Genomic DNA, 16261 nt, shown 5'->3' on the forward strand with positions numbered 1-16261 from the left:
CAGGCGTTCTTCGGAGGCGGTCTCATCCTCCTTCAGGCATGGTAGGGCTTCGCTGCGCAGTTTGTTGGCGCCTGTGCCTTTTCCGAAAACCGCGTTCCGCACTTTTCGGGGACAGGCGCTTCCATCCTGCTTGCATGGCGGACCCAAGCCGACCCCGCGACCCGGGGAAGGGGGAAGCCTCTGACGCCGCGTTCATCCGCCGGCCCGATCCCGTGAGCACGGGAAAAGGCCATGGATCACCACGACGTTCCACGCCTCTTTCGTTCCTGCCGTACGTTTCGGCAGAAATCGAAAGCGCCTCCTCCCGCCCGCATCGACACGTTACGCGATCCGTCCGGCGGCGGAAGGAAGGTCAGGATAAGGTGTGTTTTGGGGGTGGGGAAAATCGGTCCGGGACTTTTCTGGAAAAGCGCCGCGAACGGCGTGATTCGCCCCTCATCCGGCTGCCGCCACCTTCTCCCCGCAAGCGGGGCGAAGGGATATGCCGGGATGGTTTCCACCCCTCTCACGCTCAGCGGGGCAAGTCCCCTCTCCCCGCTTGCGGGGAGAGGGTTAGGGTGAGGGGCGGCACCGTCATTGGCCGACGCGCCCGGCGTTCCCGTTCGCCGCCGCAGTTCACTTCTTCTTCGCGCTGTCGCCGTGCTTCACTTGCGTATCGAAGATCGAGAGGCTTTGGCGGAGGTCTTGTCTTTCACGGGCTTGCGCACGTCCTTGTTGCTTCGGCCCCTTTCACCATCGGCTCACCCTCCGTTTGCAATCTTCAAACCGCTGCTTACATAGGACACAACGAAGCCGCCGCGCAGGCGGCGTCCCCGCCCCAAAAGGGCCTTTGAGGTCTATCGAATGAGTGAACACAATCCCTACGCTTCCATGCACGCCACGACGATCATCACCGTCCGCAAGGACGGCAAGGTGGTGATGGCGGGCGACGGCCAGGTGAGCCTTGGCCAGACCGTGATGAAGGGCAATGCGCGCAAGGTCCGCCGCCTTGCCAAGGGCGACGTGATCGCCGGTTTCGCCGGCGCGACGGCCGATGCCTTCACGCTGCTCGAACGGCTCGAAGCCAAGCTCGAGCAATATCCCGACCAGCTGATGCGCGCGGCCGTCGAGCTTGCCAAGGACTGGCGTACCGACCGCTATCTGCGCCGCCTCGAGGCGATGATGCTGGTCGCCGACAAGTCCGTCACCCTGGCGCTGACCGGCAATGGCGACGTGCTGGAGCCGGAACACGGCACCATGGCGATCGGTTCGGGCGGCAACTATGCCTATGCCGCGGCCCGGGCGCTGATGGACACGGACAAGTCGGCGGAAGAGATCGCGCGCCGCGCCATGCAGATCGCCGGCGACATCTGCGTCTACACCAACCAGAATGTCGTGGTGGAGACGCTGGATGCCGATTGATCCCGCCCGGATCGGCTTTTCACCCGTCGGGGAAGGGCACTACCCGCTGCTTCACGCATGGCTGACCAGGCCGCACATGCGCGAATGGTGGGGCGATCCGGAAGAGGAGCTCGGCTTCATCCGCGACATGGTGGAGGGAAAGGACACGACCCGTCCCTTCCTCATCATGCTCGACGGAAAGCCGGTCGGCTACATACAATACTGGTTTCTCGGCCATCACCAGAACGAGGCGTGGACGAAGGACAATCCCTGGCTTCTCGAGCTGCCGCAGGAGGCCGTCGGCGTCGATCTTTCGATCGGCGAGGCGGACAGGCTCTCCACCGGCATCGGCTCGGCGGCGCTCATCGCCTTCGTCGCCCGTCTTCGCGGCCTCGGCCACGAGACCATCATCATCGATCCCGATCCCGCCAACGCCCGTGCGGTTCGCGCCTATGAAAAAGCCGGCTTCCGGCCGGTGGAAAAGCTCCTGGGCCGCACCGGCGACGACGTGCTGATCATGCAATTCGACCCGAAAGCGAACGAGACATCATGACCAACTTTTCCCCCCGCGAGATCGTTTCCGAACTCGACCGCTACATTATCGGCCAGCACGACGCCAAGCGCGCCGTCGCCATCGCGCTGCGCAACCGCTGGCGCCGCCACCAGCTGGAACCGGACCTGCGCGACGAGGTGATGCCGAAGAACATCCTGATGATCGGCCCGACCGGCGTCGGCAAGACCGAGATCTCCCGGCGCCTCGCCAAGCTCGCCGGCGCGCCCTTCGTCAAGGTCGAGGCCACCAAGTTCACCGAGGTCGGCTATGTCGGCCGCGATGTCGAGCAGATCGTGCGCGACCTCGTCGAGGTCGGCATCGGCCTGGTGCGCGAGAAGAAGCGCGCCGAGGTGACGGCCAAGGCCCATGCGAATGCCGAGGAACGGGTGCTCGACGCGCTCGTCGGCGCGACGGCCTCGCCGGCGACGCGCGACAGTTTCCGCAGGAAGCTGCGGGGCAACGAGCTGGACGACAAGGACATCGAGATCGACGTCGCCGATACGGGCGGCGGCCTGCCCGGCGGTTTCGAGATCCCCGGCATGCCCGGCGCCAATATCGGCGTCCTCAACCTTTCCGAGATGTTCGGCAAGGCGATGGGCGGGCGCACCAAGAAGGTGAAGACGACGGTCAAGGATTCCTACAAGATCCTGATCGACGACGAATCCGACAAGCTGCTCGACAACGAGCAGATCCAGCGCGAGGCCATCCGCTCGGCGGAGAACGACGGCATCGTCTTCATCGACGAGATCGACAAGATCGCCGCGCGCGACGGCGGCATGGGCGCGGGCGTGTCCCGCGAGGGCGTGCAGCGCGACCTCCTGCCGCTCGTCGAGGGCACGACGGTCGCCACCAAATACGGGCCGGTCAAGACGGATCACATCCTCTTCATCGCCTCCGGCGCCTTCCATGTCTCCAAGCCCTCGGATCTCCTGCCCGAGCTGCAGGGCCGCCTGCCGATCCGCGTCGAGCTGCGCGCGCTGACCAAGGAGGACTTCCGTCGCATCCTCACGGAGACGGAGGCGAGCCTCATCCGGCAGTACAAGGCGCTGATGGCGACGGAAAGCGTCGAGCTCGACTTCACCGAGGACGGCATCGACGCGCTGGCCGATGTGGCGGTGCAGCTCAATGCGAGCGTCGAGAACATCGGCGCGCGGCGGCTGCAGACGGTGATGGAGCGGGTGCTCGACGAGATCTCCTTCGAGGCGCCGGACAAGGGCGGCAACAAGCTCCTCATCGACGCCGACTATGTGAAGAAGCATGTCGGGGCGCTTGCGGCCAATACCGACCTGTCGCGCTACATTCTGTGACGTTTCCGCACCGGTGGCCGCTCTTGCGGCCGCCGGTGCCGGATTTTTGCAGGCGGGGCCTCTCGACAGAAGGGACCGTGCGGCCTAGGCATTGCACGCGTTTTGGCATCATTCCGACATGTTTGCGTTGCATCGGTCTCGCCATGCCGACATCACGAGAAGACGGAACCGGACCCGTGCGACAGCTCATTTCCGTGCTTGCCCTTGCAGCCGCCCTTTTTGTTCAGGACCAGACGCTGGCGCTGGCCATCGACATGGTGCCCGCCGGCAACCGCAATGCCGAGCAGCCGCAGATCCCGGGCGCCTCCACGCGCCGCACCAAGGCGGGCAAGACCTCCTTCGACGCCAAATACGAGAAGGTGCGCGATCTCATCGCCAACGATCGCCAGCTGACCGGCAAGATCAAGGCGGTGGCGGGCAAGTACGGCATCACCCCCATCCACATGGTCGGCGCGATCGTCGGCGAGCACACCTACAATGTGGATGCCTATGACCGCCTGCAGAGCTACTATGTGAAGGCGGCGTCCTATACCGGCTCGTTCCGCTTCGCCTATGACGGCGAGAACGTCGCCGATTTCGTCGACCGGCCGGAATTTGCCAAATGCGCGGACAAGAAGGGCTCCTACGCCCTCTGGACCTGCCGCGAGACGGTCTGGAACAAGACCTTCAAGGGCCGCACGGTCGGCGGCACGTCCTTCCCGAACAACCGCTTCAGCGCGGTGTTCTTCCAGCCCTTCTATGCCGGCCAGACCTTCGGCCTCGGCCAGATCAACCCGCTGACGGCGCTGACCCTGACCGACGACGTGGCGCGCATTTCCGGTTATGACCGTCTCGACGAGAAGGATGCGGCCGGCGTCTACCAGGCGATCATGGATCCCGACATCTCGCTTGCCTACATGGCCGCCTCGATCCGCCGCTCGATCGACGCCTACAGGAAGATCGCCGGCGTCGATATTTCGAAGAATCCCGGCGTGACGGCGACGCTCTACAATATCGGCAATCCCGATGCGCGCGCTGCCGCCTTTGCCGCGCGCCGCGCCGCGGGCGAGGCGACCTGGCCGGAAGAGAACTATTACGGCTGGCTGATCAACGACAAGCTGGCGGAACTTGAGGGTCTGCTGTAGTTTTTCGCAGCACCCGGCGAAAGGCCGCTGCAAGCCTGCGGGCCTCGCTCCGAATCTGGCCTGCCTCCCGGTTCACGCTCGCCAAGACGAGCCGGTCCCGCCCGCCCTCGAAGTTCGGGATCATCCGCGCCGTCTTCTGCAACCCGCTAGCGGACTGGCGTTGCGGGCGACGGCTCGTCGACCCGCTTCTTCGCCTTCTTGATCGTCTTGATCGAGGCGCAGGTCGCTTCCGGGTTCTTGCAGGGCTGGTAGACGACGATCTCGCTGCCGCTGCCGTCGTCCCAGACCGCCTGGACGGCGATGGTTTCCGCCTCGCCCGGCTTCAGGTTGATATAGATCCAGTTCTGCGTGTCGTCCGAGGGCAGGTTGAACGGCAGTTCGGGATCGCATTTGGCCAGCGGGAAGCGCTGGTCCAGCGTGTCGTTGTTGATCGAGTAGCGGATCTCCGACAGGCGGCAATGCATGGTCTGCAGGCTCGTGAAATAGATGAGCTGCTGGTCGGCGAAGTTGCGGAACTGCACCCAGCCCGTCTGCTTGTTGGCATCCAGCATCGCCTTGTAGATCGAGACATCCGGGATCTGCGCCTGGTATTGCTCCTCGTCATCGTCTTCCTGGGCGGTTGCGGGCTGGCCGCCGGCCAGAAGCGCGGCGCCAAGGAAAAGGGCGGCCAGAAACGGCTTTCGCAGGATGGGATCGATCACTGGATAGGCTCCTCGTTCTTTCATCGCATGCCGCCGGTGGAATGGTGGCATTCGGCGCGGACATGTCATAACACCATAGGCAATAACACCATTCACGGCGCGCTTTGAAAAGAGACGGCGGGCGGTACGGAAGAATTCTCGTGGCAGACCATTTGTTACTCGGCATCGATACCGGCGGCACCTACACGGACGCCGTGCTCTACAGCGAAACCGCCGGCGTCGTCGCCCGCGCCAAGGCGCTCACCACCCGCCACGATCTCTCGGTCGGCATTTCCGGCGCCGTGGAAGCGGTGCTGGAGGCGGCCAAGGCCCCCGTTTCGGCGATCGGCCTCGTCTCGCTCTCCACCACGCTGGCGACCAACGCGCTGGTGGAAGGGCAGGGCGGCCGCGCCGGCCTGGTGATGATCGGCTTCGGCCCCGAGGACCTGAAGCGCGACGGCCTTGCCGATGCGCTCGGCAACGATCCCGTGCTGTTCCTGCCCGGCGGGCACAATGTGCATGGCGACGAGACGGCGCTCGACATGACGGCGCTTGACGACGCCCTGCCGGTCCTGGCCGAGACCGTCTCCTCCTTCGCCGTCGCCGGCTATTTCGCCGTGCGCAACCCGGCGCACGAGGAGCGGGTGCGCGCGCGCATCCGCGAGGTCTCGCACCTGCCCGTCACCTGCAGCCACGAACTCTCCTCCAAGCTCGGTGGGCCGCGCCGGGCGCTGACGACGCTGCTCAATGCCCGCCTCGTCTCGATGATCGACCGGCTGATCGGCGCCTGCGAGGACTATCTCGACCGGCGCGGCATCCATGTGCCGATGATGGTGGTGCGCGGCGACGGGGCGCTGATCTCGGCGGCCGAGGCGCGGCTGCGGCCGATCGAGACGATCCTGTCCGGCCCGGCGGCCAGCCTCGTCGGCGCGCGGCACCTGACCGGGCTCGACAATGCCGTCGTCTCCGATATCGGCGGCACGACGACGGACGTGGCGGTGCTCGACGGCGGGCGGCCGAAGCTCGACGCGGAAGGCGCCGTCGTCGGCGGCTATCGCACCATGGTCGAGGCGGTCGCCATGCGCACCTTCGGCCTCGGCGGCGATTCGGAGGTGCGCATCAACGACCGCGGCCTCAAGGCGAAGATCGAACTCGGGCCGCGCCGCTTCATGCCGCTGAGCCTTGCCTCGGCGCTGCATCCGGGCGCGATCGTCCCGGTGCTGGAGCGCCAGCTGCGCGCGCCCCATGCCGGGCGGCACGACGGCCGCTTCGCCGTGCGCACCGGCGTGCCGGAGCGGCTGGCGAGCGGCCTCCAGCCGCAGGAACAGGCGCTCTACGAGAAGATCGGCATGGTGCCGCTGCCGCTGGAAGGGCTGCTCGCCACCATGCTGCAGAAGGTGACGCTCGACCGGCTGGTCGCCCGCGGCCTCGTGCATATCTGCGGCATCACGCCGTCCGACGCCATGCATGTGCTCGGCGGGCAGGGCCAGTGGGATGCGGTGGCCGCCCGCCTCGGGCTGGAGATCGCCGCCCGTACGCGGGACGGTTCCGGCCGGCCGATCGCCGACAGCCCCGAGGCGCTGGCGCGTGTCCTCGTCGATCGTCTCACCCGGCAGTCGGCCGATGTCATCCTGTCGGCCTGCCTTGCCGACGACGGGGCGGGGGCGATCGATCCGGTCAACTCGCTGACGATCGACCGCGCGCTGCACCGCGTGCCCGGCATCGTGCAGTTCCGCGTCGCGCTCGACCGGCCGCTCGTCGGCCTCGGCGCCTCGGCGCCGGTCTATTATCCCGCCATCGCCGACATGCTCGGCGCCGAATCGGCCATCCCCGCGGATGCCGGCGTTGCCAATGCGGTCGGCGCCGTGGTCGGCCAGGTGCGCAGCATGGTCACGGTGTTCGTGACCATGCCGGAAGAGGGCATCTTCATCGTCGGCGGCACGGGCGAGAGCGTGCGCTTCATCGACGAAGGCGAGGCCTTCGCGCTGGCGAAGGAGCGGGCGATGACGGCGGCGCTCACTGCCGCGCGGATCAACGGTGCGGACGAGCCGGCGGTGACGCTCACCGAGGAGATCGACGCGCCGGAGGTGGAGGGCCGCCGCAAGCTCATGGAGGCGCGCTTCACGGCGATCGCCAGCGGCCGGCCGCGCATCGCGCACGAGAGCTGACGCTTTTTCGTCTTTCGGCCCCGCCTGGCCGCCTTTCGCGGCGGTTATCGCGTGCCTATCGTATGATTTTATCCGAACGGGAATAAATTCTTTATGTCATTGCCGAATTGACTATGCATGTCCGTCTCCGGAAAGTGGCAGCATTCGGGATACTCCCCCCTCGTCCCGTCATTCGGAGTTTTTACATGACCTATATCGAGAAAGCCGGTCTTTCGATCGACCGCGACCTTTATGATTTCATCGTCACGGAGGCGCTTCCCGGCACGGGCGTGGACGCTGCGCGTTTCTTCGATGAGTTCTCCGCCATCGTGCACGACCTTGCGCCGGAAAACCGCGCGCTGCTGGCCAAGCGCGACGCGCTGCAGGAGAAGATCGACGCCTGGTATCGCGCCAATGGCGCGCCGGCGGACATGGCGGCCTACGAGGCCTTCCTGCGCGAGATCGGCTACCTCCTGCCGGAGGGCGACGACTTCAAGGTGACGACCGACAATGTCGATCCCGAGATCGCCAGCCTCGCCGGCCCGCAGCTCGTCGTTCCCGTCATGAATGCGCGTTATGCACTGAACGCGGCCAATGCGCGCTGGGGCTCGCTCTACGATGCGCTCTACGGCACGGATGCGATCCCGGAAACGGACGGCGCGGAAAAGGGCAAGGGCTACAATCCCAAGCGCGGCGAGAAGGTCATCGCCTGGGCCAAGGCCTTCCTCGACGAGGCGGTTCCGCTGGAAGGCGCCCGCTGGGCCGACCTCACCGGCATCGAGGCGGGGGCGGAACTGCGCCTTGCCGCCGGTGACCGCGCCGTTTCGCTGAAGCGGCCGGAACAGTATGCCGGCCATGCGGAAGGCAAGGACGGCTGGCGCCATGTCCTGCTCAAGAACAACGGCCTCGGCATCGAGATCCTGATCAACCGCGACTGGCAGATCGGCAAGACCGATCCGGCGGGCATTGCCGGCGTCAATGTCGAGGCGGCGCTGACGACGATCATGGACTGCGAGGATTCGGTCGCGGCCGTCGATGCCGAGGACAAGGTCCTCGTCTACCGCAACTGGCTCGGCCTGATGAAGGGCGACCTGAAGGAGACCTTCCAGAAGGGCGGCGAGACGGTCGAGCGCAAGCTCTACAGCGACTTCACCTATACCGCGCCGGACGGCTCGCCCTTCGAGGTCAAGTGCCGTTCGCTGATGCTGGTGCGCAATGTCGGCCACCTCATGACCAATCCGGCGATCCGCGACCGCGACGGCAACGAGGTGCCGGAGGGCATCATGGACGCCATGGTGACGGGGCTGATCGCGCTGCACGACGTCGGCCCGAACGGCCGCCGCAAGAATTCGCGCGAAGGCTCGATGTATGTCGTCAAGCCGAAGATGCACGGGCCGGAGGAGGTCGCCTTCGCGGCAAAGCTGTTCGGCCGCGTCGAGGCCGCCATCGGCATGGCGCCGAACACCATGAAGATGGGCATCATGGACGAGGAGCGCCGCACGACGGTCAACCTCAAGGAATGCATCCGCGCCGCCAGGGAGCGCGTCGTCTTCATCAACACGGGCTTCCTCGACCGCACGGGCGACGAGATCCACACCTCGATGGAGGCGGGTCCGATGATCCGCAAGGGCGACATGAAGCAGGCCGCCTGGATTTCCGCCTACGAGAACTGGAACGTCGATATCGGCCTTGCATGCGGCCTGTCCGGCCATGCGCAGATCGGCAAGGGCATGTGGGCCATGCCCGACCTGATGGCGGCGATGCTGGAGCAGAAGATCGCCCATCCGAAGGCCGGCGCCAACACCGCCTGGGTTCCCTCGCCGACGGCCGCGACGCTGCATGCGACGCACTACCACAAGGTCAATGTCGCCGAGGTGCAGGCCGCGCTTCGCTCCCGCCCGCGCGCGAAACTCTCCGACATCCTCTCGGTGCCGGTCGCCGTCCGGCCGAACTGGACGCCGGAGGAGATCCAGCGCGAGCTCGACAACAATGCCCAGGGCATCCTCGGCTATGTCGTGCGCTGGGTCGACCAGGGCGTCGGCTGCTCCAAGGTGCCGGACATCAACGATGTCGGCCTGATGGAGGACCGCGCCACGCTGCGCATCTCCGCCCAGCACATGGCCAACTGGCTGCATCACGGCGTCGTGACGGAAGGCCAGATCGAGGAGACGATGCAGCGCATGGCCGCCGTCGTCGACGGGCAGAATGCCGGCGACCCGCTCTATCGCCCGATGGCCGGCAATTTCGACGGCTCGATCGCCTACCAGGCGGCGCTCGACCTCGTGCTGAAGGGCCGCGAGCAGCCGAACGGCTATACCGAGCCGGTCCTGCACCGCCGCCGCCTGGAGCTGAAGGCCGCCGCGGCCTGATCCCCCCTGCCGGAAGGCGCCAGAACAAAAGAAGCCGCCGGAGCGATCCGGCGGCTTCTTTCCTAAGCGGATCTTTTCCGCTTACTGCTGGACGACGACGCGGGCGCCCTTGCCGGGACGCACGCGCTTGTAGAGGTCGATGATGTCCTGGTTCATCAGGCGGATGCAGCCCGACGAGGCGGCCGTGCCGATGGAGGCCCATTCCGGCGTGCCGTGCAGGCGGAACAGCGTGTCCTGGCCCTTCTCGTTGAAGAGATAGAGGGCGCGCGCGCCGAGCGGGTTCTTCAGGCCCGGGCCCATGCCTTCCTTGACGTAGCGGGCGACGTCCGGACGGCGGGCGGCCATCTCTTCCGGCGGATGCCAGGTCGGCCATTCCTGCTTCCAGGCGATGTAGGCCTCGCCCTGCCAGGCGAAGCCCGCCTTGCCGACGCCGATGCCGTAGCGCACGGCCTTGCCGCCGGGCAGCACATAATAAAGGAAGCGGTTCGGCGTGTTGACGACGATCGTGCCGGGCTTTTCCCTGGTCGCGTAGTCGACGATCTGCCGGTGGAACCGGGTGTTCACCTTGCTGATCGGGATTCCCGGCAGGGCATAGCCGTTGTCCTCAACAGGGCCATATTCCGATGTGAAGATGGCGTTGGTCGCCACCTTTTCGCCCGGAAGCGAGGTCGAGGAGGAAGAGCAGCCGGCGAGCGTGACGGCCGCTGCGAGGCCGCACAGAAGGAGGGCATTGCGGAAACGCATGTGAGTCTCTTGATAGGAAATTAAGAAGTTCCGAGCCGCGGAACTTTCATCGATCATGGTTTATTTTCGATTAAACCGGTCAATGCAAGTCTGTGCGCTCCGGCGCGGGCCTGCGCTTGAGCAAAAAGGCCGGTGATTGTTTTTTTGCAACAACAGACCTGCCCGCCCGGCGCTTTCGCCGCGTCCGAAACAGGACAAGCACGCCTTTCCGGCCCGTTCAATGGTCTTCCGCAGCGCTGGCCCGAAGCCGCACAGGAACCGCGGGGCACGGTTAAGGGAATCTTTCGCGCCGTTCGAATCAGCGAGCGCCCTTAACTTTTTCGCGGCGCGCATTTGCGGGTAGAATGCGATTCGCCGAGGTTGACCCATGACGATCGTTTCCATTCACAACGACAATCCGCTGATCGACGGACGCCAGTCCGACCGTGCCATGATGGTGCGCCGCGGCGTGCAGCGCATGCTGACGGAGATGCGCCATGCGGTGTTGCCCGAACTGACGCTGGCGAGCGGCCGGCGCGCCGACCTCATCAGCCTCTCCGACCGGGGCGAGATCTGGATTGTCGAGATCAAGACGTCGATCGAGGATTTCCGGGTAGACCGCAAATGGCCGGACTACCGCCGCCATTCGGACCGGCTGTTCTTCGCCACGCACAAGGGCGTGCCGCTCGAGATCTTCCCGGAGGATTGCGGCCTGATCCTCTCCGACGGCTACGGCGCGCATATCCTGCGCGAGGCGCCGGAGCACCGGCTGCCGCCGCCGACGCGAAAATCCGTCACCTTCGCCTTCGCCCGCGTCGCCGCGGGCCGGCTGCTGCTGGCGGAATTCGCCGCCGACACGCGGGGCGGCGGGCCGGACATGTCCGCCATCGTCTCGGGAAAGCGCGACGAGCCGGCGTGATGTCCGTCTGAAACAGCTTGCTGAGGGTGCCGGCATCTCCTCTTTTCCTTCTCCCCGGCGGGGAGAAGGCGGCGCGAAGCGCCGGACGAGGGGGCCGGAGACGTTCTTACTTCGGCGCGCGCTTGGCGAGGATGCGCTGCAGCGTGCGGCGGTGCATGTTGAGGCGGCGGGCCGTCTCGGAGACGTTGCGGTCGCACATTTCATAGACGCGCTGGATGTGTTCCCAGCGCACGCGGTCCGCCGACATCGGGTTTTCCGGCAGCTCCACCTTCTCGCCCGGGCGTTGCGTCAGCGCGGCGAAGATGTCGTCGGCATCCGCCGGCTTGGCGAGATAATCGACCGCGCCGAGCTTCACCGCGTTCACGGCCGTCGCGATGTTGCCGTAGCCGGTCAGCATGATGATGCGCGTGTCGTCGCGGCGCTGGCGGATGGCGGCGATCACGTCGAGGCCGCTGCCGTCGCCGAGCCGGAGATCGACCACGGCGAATTTCGGCGGGTTGGTCTTGGCCTTGGCGATGCCCTCGGCGACCGATTCGGCCGTGTCGACGGCAAAGCCGCGCGTCTCCATGGCGCGCGCAAGGCGGCGCAGGAACGGCGCGTCGTCATCGACGAGGAGAAGGGAAGGATCGGGCCCGATATCGTCGGCTGCGGCGTGGGGGTCGGTGTTTTCTGCCATTTTTCGTCTTTCGTGGCCGAATGTCATCCATACTTGATGAGGATCAGCTTATCGCCCGTAAGCCGGGGCGGGTAAAGTCATTTTGCGGTCTTGGCCTCCATGCGCGCCCGCGGCCAATCGACCGACACGCGCGCGCCCGGCCGGTCGCCGGTGCGGTTGGCAAAGGTCAGTTTCGCGCCGGAGCGTTCCAGCAGCGTCTTGGCGATGAACAGCCCCAGGCCCAGCCCGCCGGCCCGCTCGTCGCGCTGGCGCTTGGTGACATAGGGATCGCCGATGCGCTGCAGGATGTCCGCCGCATAGCCGTCGCCGTCGTCCTCGATGACGATGGTCACCCGCTCCGCCGTGTGGCTGACGGTGATGGTCACCTCCTCGCGCGCATGGTCGACGGCGTTTTCGAGCAGGTTGCCGAGGCCGTAGAGAATGCCGGGATTGCGGTTGCCGACCGGCTCGTTCTCGCGCTCGCCGATTTCGACGAGGTTGAGGCGGATGCCGAATTCGCGATGCGGCGCCAGTACCTCCTCCAGCAGCGAGGAGAGCGGCAGCACCCGCATATGTGCCTCGTCCGCCGCCGAAAGCGTGGTGAGGCGGCGCAGGATGTCGCGGCAACGCTCGCTCTGGCTGCGCAGAAGCTGCACGTCCTCCTTGAAGCGGTCGTCCGTGCCGAGCTCGCGCTCCATCTCGCGCGCCACGACGCTGATCGTGGCGAGCGGCGTGCCGAGCTCATGCGCCGCCGCCGCCGCCAGGCCGTCGAGCTGGGAAAGGTGCTTCTCGCGCTGGAGGATGAGTTCGGTCGCCGCCAGCGCGTCGGAAAGCTCCGCCGCCTCCTGCGACACGCGGTAGGAATAGAAGGCGGCAAAGGCCGTGGTCGAGACGATGGCGAACCAGAAGCCGGCCGTCAGGATCGGCGGCACGACGAGCACCGTGCCGGGAAACCACGGCAGCGGGAAGGGCGTGAAGGCGAGCGCCGTGATGCCGAGCACCGAGAGCAGCCCGAGCGGCAGGCTGAAGCGGATCGGCTGCAGCGAGGAGGAGATGATGACGGGCACGCAGACGAGCGGCGCGAAGGGATTGGCAAGCCCGCCGGTGATGAAGAGCAGCGCCGTCAGCTGGCACAGGTCGAAGGCGAGCAGCCGGAAGGCGGCCGCCGGCGTCAGCCGGTGCGTCGGCGAGAAGCGCACGGCGAGAAAGAAGTTCACCGCCGCGAGCAGCGCGATCAGCACGGCGGCCGGCATCAGCGGCAGCGGGAAATCGAGCCACAGCCCGACGACGATGACCGTGATCGACTGGCCGGCCACCGCCAGCCAGCGCAGCCGGATGATCGTTTCGAGGCGCAGGCGCCGGCCGGAGCCCTCGAAGTCGATGTCCTGGTAACCCGTCATCCCGCCGTCCTTCCGTTCGCGAACCCGCGAGAGCATTTCCGGTGAACTCCGGTTCACCGGAAATGCTCTAGATTCTTGTTTCTACCGCATTATCCGACGCCGAAGCGACTTCGCTCCGGCTGGAAATGCTTAGTGCCTTTCCTAAACCGTGAAAACGCCGGGAGCGATTTGTTTTTCCGCAATTCTCGGCGCAAAACCTCCGGCACGCGCCGGAAATCGCGCTTGTCAGGTCCCGCGCGGCTTGGCGCGCGTCGTCGGCAGGGCATCCGCCGGATCCTCCGGCCAGGGGTGCTTCGGATAGCGCCCGCGCATGTCCGCCCTGACGTCGCGCCACGAGCCGGCCCAGAAACCGGGCAGGTCGCGCGTCGTCTGGATCAGCCGGTGCGCCGGGGAGTGGAGCTCGAGCAGCAGCGGCAGCCGCCCGCCCGCCACGGCCGGATGCTGCTTCAGCCCGAAGAGCTCCTGCACGCGGATCGCCAGCACCGGCTCGTCGCCGTCGTAGCGGATCGGGTGGCGCTGGCCGGTCGGCGCCTCGAAATGGGTGGGCGCCAGCCGGGCGAGGTCACGCTGCACCTCGTAGGGGACCAGCGCCATCAGCCCTTCCTGCAGGCTGGCCGGCTTCACCTCCTCGAGGCCGCGGGTGTTTTCCTGGAACGGCACGAACCAGCTGTCGAGCGTCGCCAGCAGCGCGTCGTCGCCGGTATTCGGCCAGGGCGCGCCGATCGAGCGGTGGAGGAAGCCGATGCGGTCGCGCAGCTGCGCCGCCTCGCGGGAAAACGGCAGCACGGCAAGGCCGAGCTGGCGCACCCCGTCGGCGAGCGCCAGCGCCGCCTTCGGGCCGCTCGGGCGGGCAAGCGGCGTTTCCTCCAGGATCATCGCCCCGAGGCGGACGACCCGGCGGGCGCGCACCTGGCGGCTTGCCCGGTCGAAGACGCACTGATCCTCCCGCACGATGCTGGCGGCGAGCTCCGCCTCGACATCCGCGCGGTCGATCTCCGCCGCGGCGAGAATGCGCTGCCGCCCGGCCTGTCCGGTGAGGTCGGCGACGACGATCATCTGCGCGCCGGCGAGCCGCTCGGTCTCCGGCAGCTCCGCCCCGCGCCCGTTCGCCATGACGAACCGTCCCCGGCCGCCCCGCTGCAGGGCGACGCGATCGGGAAAGGCATGCAGCAGCAAGGCGCCGGCCGGCGGCGTGGGGCCGCCCTTCGCCACGCCGAACCCTTCGGCCATGCGCTGCGCCAGCCGCCGCGCCGCCTCGGCCCGTTCGCCGCGCTCGCTGGCGAAGCGGCGCAGGCGCTCCTCGATATCGACGGCCGTCCCGCCGAGGCCCTGCTCGGTCAGGAGCACGGCGAGCCGCGCCGCCGCCACCTGTTCGCCGTCCTCCGCGGCATGGAGGATCATCGCGGCGAGCCGCGGCGGCAGCGCGAGGGTTCGGATGCGTTTTCCCGCCGGCGTCAGTGCGCCGTGCTCGTCGAGCGCGCCGAGCAGGCGCAGGAGGCTGCGCGCCTCCTCCACCGCGGCGGCGGGCGGCTGGTCGACGAGTTTCAGCGCGGCCGGATCGCCGACGCCCCAATGGGCGAGGTCGAGCATGAAGCCGGAGAGATCGCTGGAGAGGATCTGCGGCGGCGTGAAGGCCGGCATCGCCGCCGTCTGTCCGACATGCCAGAGGCGGATCGCGATGCCCGGCTCGGTGCGCCCGGCGCGGCCGGCGCGCTGGTCGGCCGAGGCGCGAGACACGCGCACCGTCTCCAGCCGCGTGATGCCGGTCGCCGCCTCGAAGACCGGCAGGCGCTGCAGGCCGCTGTCGATGACGATGCGCACGCCGTCGATGGTGATGGAGGTTTCGGCGATCGAGGTCGCCAGCACGATCTTGCGCGTGTCCGCGGGGGCGGGGCGGATCGCGGCGTCCTGCTCCTTCTGGCCGAGATTGCCGTAGAGCGGCACGATGTGCGTCTCCGGCCCGAAGCGGCCCTCCAGCCGCTCGGCGGTGCGGGTGATTTCCGCCTGTCCCGGCAGGAAGGCGAGGATCGAGCCGCTCTCTTGGCGATGCGCCGCGCCGATCGCCCGCGCCATCGTGTCCTCGATGCGCTCGCCGGCCGGCCGGTCCTGGTGGCGGATATCGACGGGAAAGGCCCGCCCCTCGCTGACGATGACGGGCGGATCGTCGAGCAGCGCGGAAACACGCGCCACGTCGAGCGTCGCCGACATCACGAGGAGGCGAAGGTCCTCGCGCAGCGCCGCCTGCACGTCCAGCGCCAGCGCCAGGCCGAAATCCGCATCGAGCGAGCGCTCGTGGAATTCGTCGAACAGCACGGCGGTAACGCCGCTCAGCTCCGGATCGTCGAGGATCATGCGGGCGAAGACGCCCTCCGTCACCACTTCGATGCGCGTCCTGGCCGAAACCCTGTTGTCGAGCCGCATGCGGTAGCCGACCGTCTCGCCCACGCGCTCGCCGATGAGCGCCGCCATGCGCCCCGCCGCCGCGCGCGCGGCGAGCCGGCGCGGTTCGAGCAGGATGATCTTTCCGTCCCCCCGCCAGGCCTCGCCCAGAAGGAAGAGCGGCACGAGCGTCGTCTTGCCGGCGCCGGGCGGTGCGGACAGCACGGCGCGCGTGCCCGCGCCAAGCGCCGCTCCGAGGGAGGGCAGGACCTCCGTGACGGGCAGGCGCGGCAGGGTATCGAGGATCGATCCCATCCTCACTGCGCCCCGTCTGTAAAGGGAGCGCCATCATGGGCGACGAACATGCTTTTCTCCGGTCTCGTTTCCCCGCCTGAATAGCCCGGCGCCGCATCCGGGAGAAGGGCCGGAAAGCGCGTCAGGCGGAGTGCGGCACGCAAAACGGTCCCGGAAAAGAATTTTACCACCTGGACAAGATTTTCGGTGTGTTTTTGGGTGTTGCGGTGGGTCCTTGGGGGTTGGAAGTCGATAAACCTCAATGATAACAGTTAGTTGTCGATTTCTGTATTTTTCTTTCGATTGAGTGTTGACGTTATGGGATGAGTGG

General features: G+C 67.1%; 12 protein-coding genes. 7 read left to right on the plus strand and 5 right to left on the minus strand.

Going from position 1 to position 16261, the window contains the following annotated elements; translation table 11 throughout:
- Positions 1 to 843: 843 nt before the first annotated feature.
- The 4 genes from hslV (at position 844) to MUU56_RS29295 (ending at position 4364) form a co-directional block, all read left to right on the plus strand.
- Positions 844 to 1401, plus strand: coding sequence for an ATP-dependent protease subunit HslV (hslV, locus tag MUU56_RS29280; protein WP_244770804.1), 558 nt, complete (start codon positions 844 to 846; stop codon positions 1399 to 1401).
- Positions 1391 to 1933: a GNAT family N-acetyltransferase gene (locus MUU56_RS29285; RefSeq protein WP_244770805.1), complete on the plus strand. Its 543-nt coding sequence runs from the start codon at positions 1391 to 1393 to the stop codon at positions 1931 to 1933. The genes hslV and MUU56_RS29285 overlap by 11 nt, the downstream gene beginning before the upstream one ends.
- A complete protein-coding gene (gene hslU / locus MUU56_RS29290) occupies positions 1930 to 3240 on the plus strand; it encodes an ATP-dependent protease ATPase subunit HslU (protein ID WP_244770806.1) in 1311 nt (436 codons plus the stop codon). Before MUU56_RS29285 ends, hslU begins: the two co-directional genes overlap by 4 nt.
- Positions 3241 to 3416: 176 nt before the next feature.
- Positions 3417 to 4364: a DUF1402 family protein gene (locus MUU56_RS29295; RefSeq protein WP_244770807.1), complete on the plus strand. Its 948-nt coding sequence runs from the start codon at positions 3417 to 3419 to the stop codon at positions 4362 to 4364.
- Between the two features lie 146 nt (positions 4365 to 4510).
- On the opposite strand, the gene MUU56_RS29300 is transcribed toward MUU56_RS29295, so the two are convergent.
- Positions 4511 to 5065 carry a hypothetical protein gene (locus MUU56_RS29300; protein ID WP_244770808.1) on the minus strand — a complete coding sequence of 185 codons (555 nt, stop codon included), beginning with the start codon at positions 5063 to 5065 and terminating at the stop codon, positions 4511 to 4513.
- Positions 5066 to 5205: 140 nt separating this feature from the next.
- Here MUU56_RS29300 and MUU56_RS29305 point away from each other — a divergent pair, with 140 nt between their 5' ends.
- Both MUU56_RS29305 and MUU56_RS29310 read left to right on the plus strand, forming a co-directional pair.
- A complete protein-coding gene (locus tag MUU56_RS29305; protein ID WP_244770809.1) occupies positions 5206 to 7212 on the plus strand; it encodes a hydantoinase/oxoprolinase N-terminal domain-containing protein in 2007 nt (668 codons plus the stop codon).
- A 185-nt stretch (positions 7213 to 7397) separates the two neighbouring features.
- Positions 7398 to 9560, plus strand: a complete 2163-nt coding sequence (locus tag MUU56_RS29310) for a malate synthase G (RefSeq protein ID WP_244770810.1) — start codon at positions 7398 to 7400, stop codon at positions 9558 to 9560.
- 81 nt (positions 9561 to 9641) lie between these two features.
- Here MUU56_RS29310 and MUU56_RS29315 read toward each other — a convergent pair whose 3' ends face one another.
- A complete protein-coding gene (locus MUU56_RS29315) occupies positions 9642 to 10304 on the minus strand; it encodes a L,D-transpeptidase (protein ID WP_244770811.1) in 663 nt (220 codons plus the stop codon).
- Between the two features lie 367 nt (positions 10305 to 10671).
- Here MUU56_RS29315 and MUU56_RS29320 point away from each other — a divergent pair, with 367 nt between their 5' ends.
- Positions 10672 to 11202, plus strand: a complete 531-nt coding sequence (locus tag MUU56_RS29320; RefSeq protein WP_244770812.1) for an MmcB family DNA repair protein — start codon at positions 10672 to 10674, stop codon at positions 11200 to 11202.
- A gap of 106 nt (positions 11203 to 11308) precedes the next feature.
- On the opposite strand, the gene MUU56_RS29325 is transcribed toward MUU56_RS29320, so the two are convergent.
- The 3 genes from MUU56_RS29325 to hrpB all read right to left on the minus strand — a co-directional run bounded on the left by MUU56_RS29325 (position 11309) and on the right by hrpB (position 15951).
- A complete protein-coding gene (locus MUU56_RS29325) occupies positions 11309 to 11878 on the minus strand; it encodes an ActR/PrrA/RegA family redox response regulator transcription factor (protein ID WP_244770813.1) in 570 nt (189 codons plus the stop codon).
- A 77-nt stretch (positions 11879 to 11955) separates the two neighbouring features.
- The gene (locus tag MUU56_RS29330; RefSeq protein ID WP_244770814.1) at positions 11956 to 13257 is read right to left on the minus strand and encodes an ActS/PrrB/RegB family redox-sensitive histidine kinase; all 1302 of its coding nucleotides are present in this window, start codon (positions 13255 to 13257) and stop codon (positions 11956 to 11958) included.
- A gap of 225 nt (positions 13258 to 13482) precedes the next feature.
- Positions 13483 to 15951: an ATP-dependent helicase HrpB gene (gene hrpB, locus MUU56_RS29335; protein ID WP_244770815.1), complete on the minus strand. Its 2469-nt coding sequence runs from the start codon at positions 15949 to 15951 to the stop codon at positions 13483 to 13485.
- Positions 15952 to 16261: the final 310 nt, after the last annotated feature.

Source organism: Shinella yambaruensis (genome assembly GCF_022899355.1).
Taxonomy (GTDB): domain Bacteria; phylum Pseudomonadota; class Alphaproteobacteria; order Rhizobiales; family Rhizobiaceae; genus Shinella; species Shinella yambaruensis.

Bases quoted from the DNA above. Each gene is read 5' to 3' on its own strand.
- hslV (WP_244770804.1), top strand. From the start codon at position 844: ATGAGTGAACACAATCCCTACGCTTCCATGCACGCCACGACGATCATC.
- MUU56_RS29285 (WP_244770805.1), top strand. From the start codon at position 1,391: ATGCCGATTGATCCCGCCCGGATCGGCTTTTCACCCGTCGGGGAAGGG.
- hslU (WP_244770806.1), top strand. From the start codon at position 1,930: ATGACCAACTTTTCCCCCCGCGAGATCGTTTCCGAACTCGACCGCTAC.
- MUU56_RS29310 (WP_244770810.1), top strand. From the start codon at position 7,398: ATGACCTATATCGAGAAAGCCGGTCTTTCGATCGACCGCGACCTTTAT.
- MUU56_RS29315 (WP_244770811.1), bottom strand. From the start codon at position 10,304: ATGCGTTTCCGCAATGCCCTCCTTCTGTGCGGCCTCGCAGCGGCCGTC.
- MUU56_RS29320 (WP_244770812.1), top strand. From the start codon at position 10,672: ATGACGATCGTTTCCATTCACAACGACAATCCGCTGATCGACGGACGC.
- MUU56_RS29325 (WP_244770813.1), bottom strand. From the start codon at position 11,878: ATGGCAGAAAACACCGACCCCCACGCCGCAGCCGACGATATCGGGCCC.
- MUU56_RS29330 (WP_244770814.1), bottom strand. From the start codon at position 13,257: ATGACGGGTTACCAGGACATCGACTTCGAGGGCTCCGGCCGGCGCCTG.
- hrpB (WP_244770815.1), bottom strand. From the start codon at position 15,951: ATGGGATCGATCCTCGATACCCTGCCGCGCCTGCCCGTCACGGAGGTC.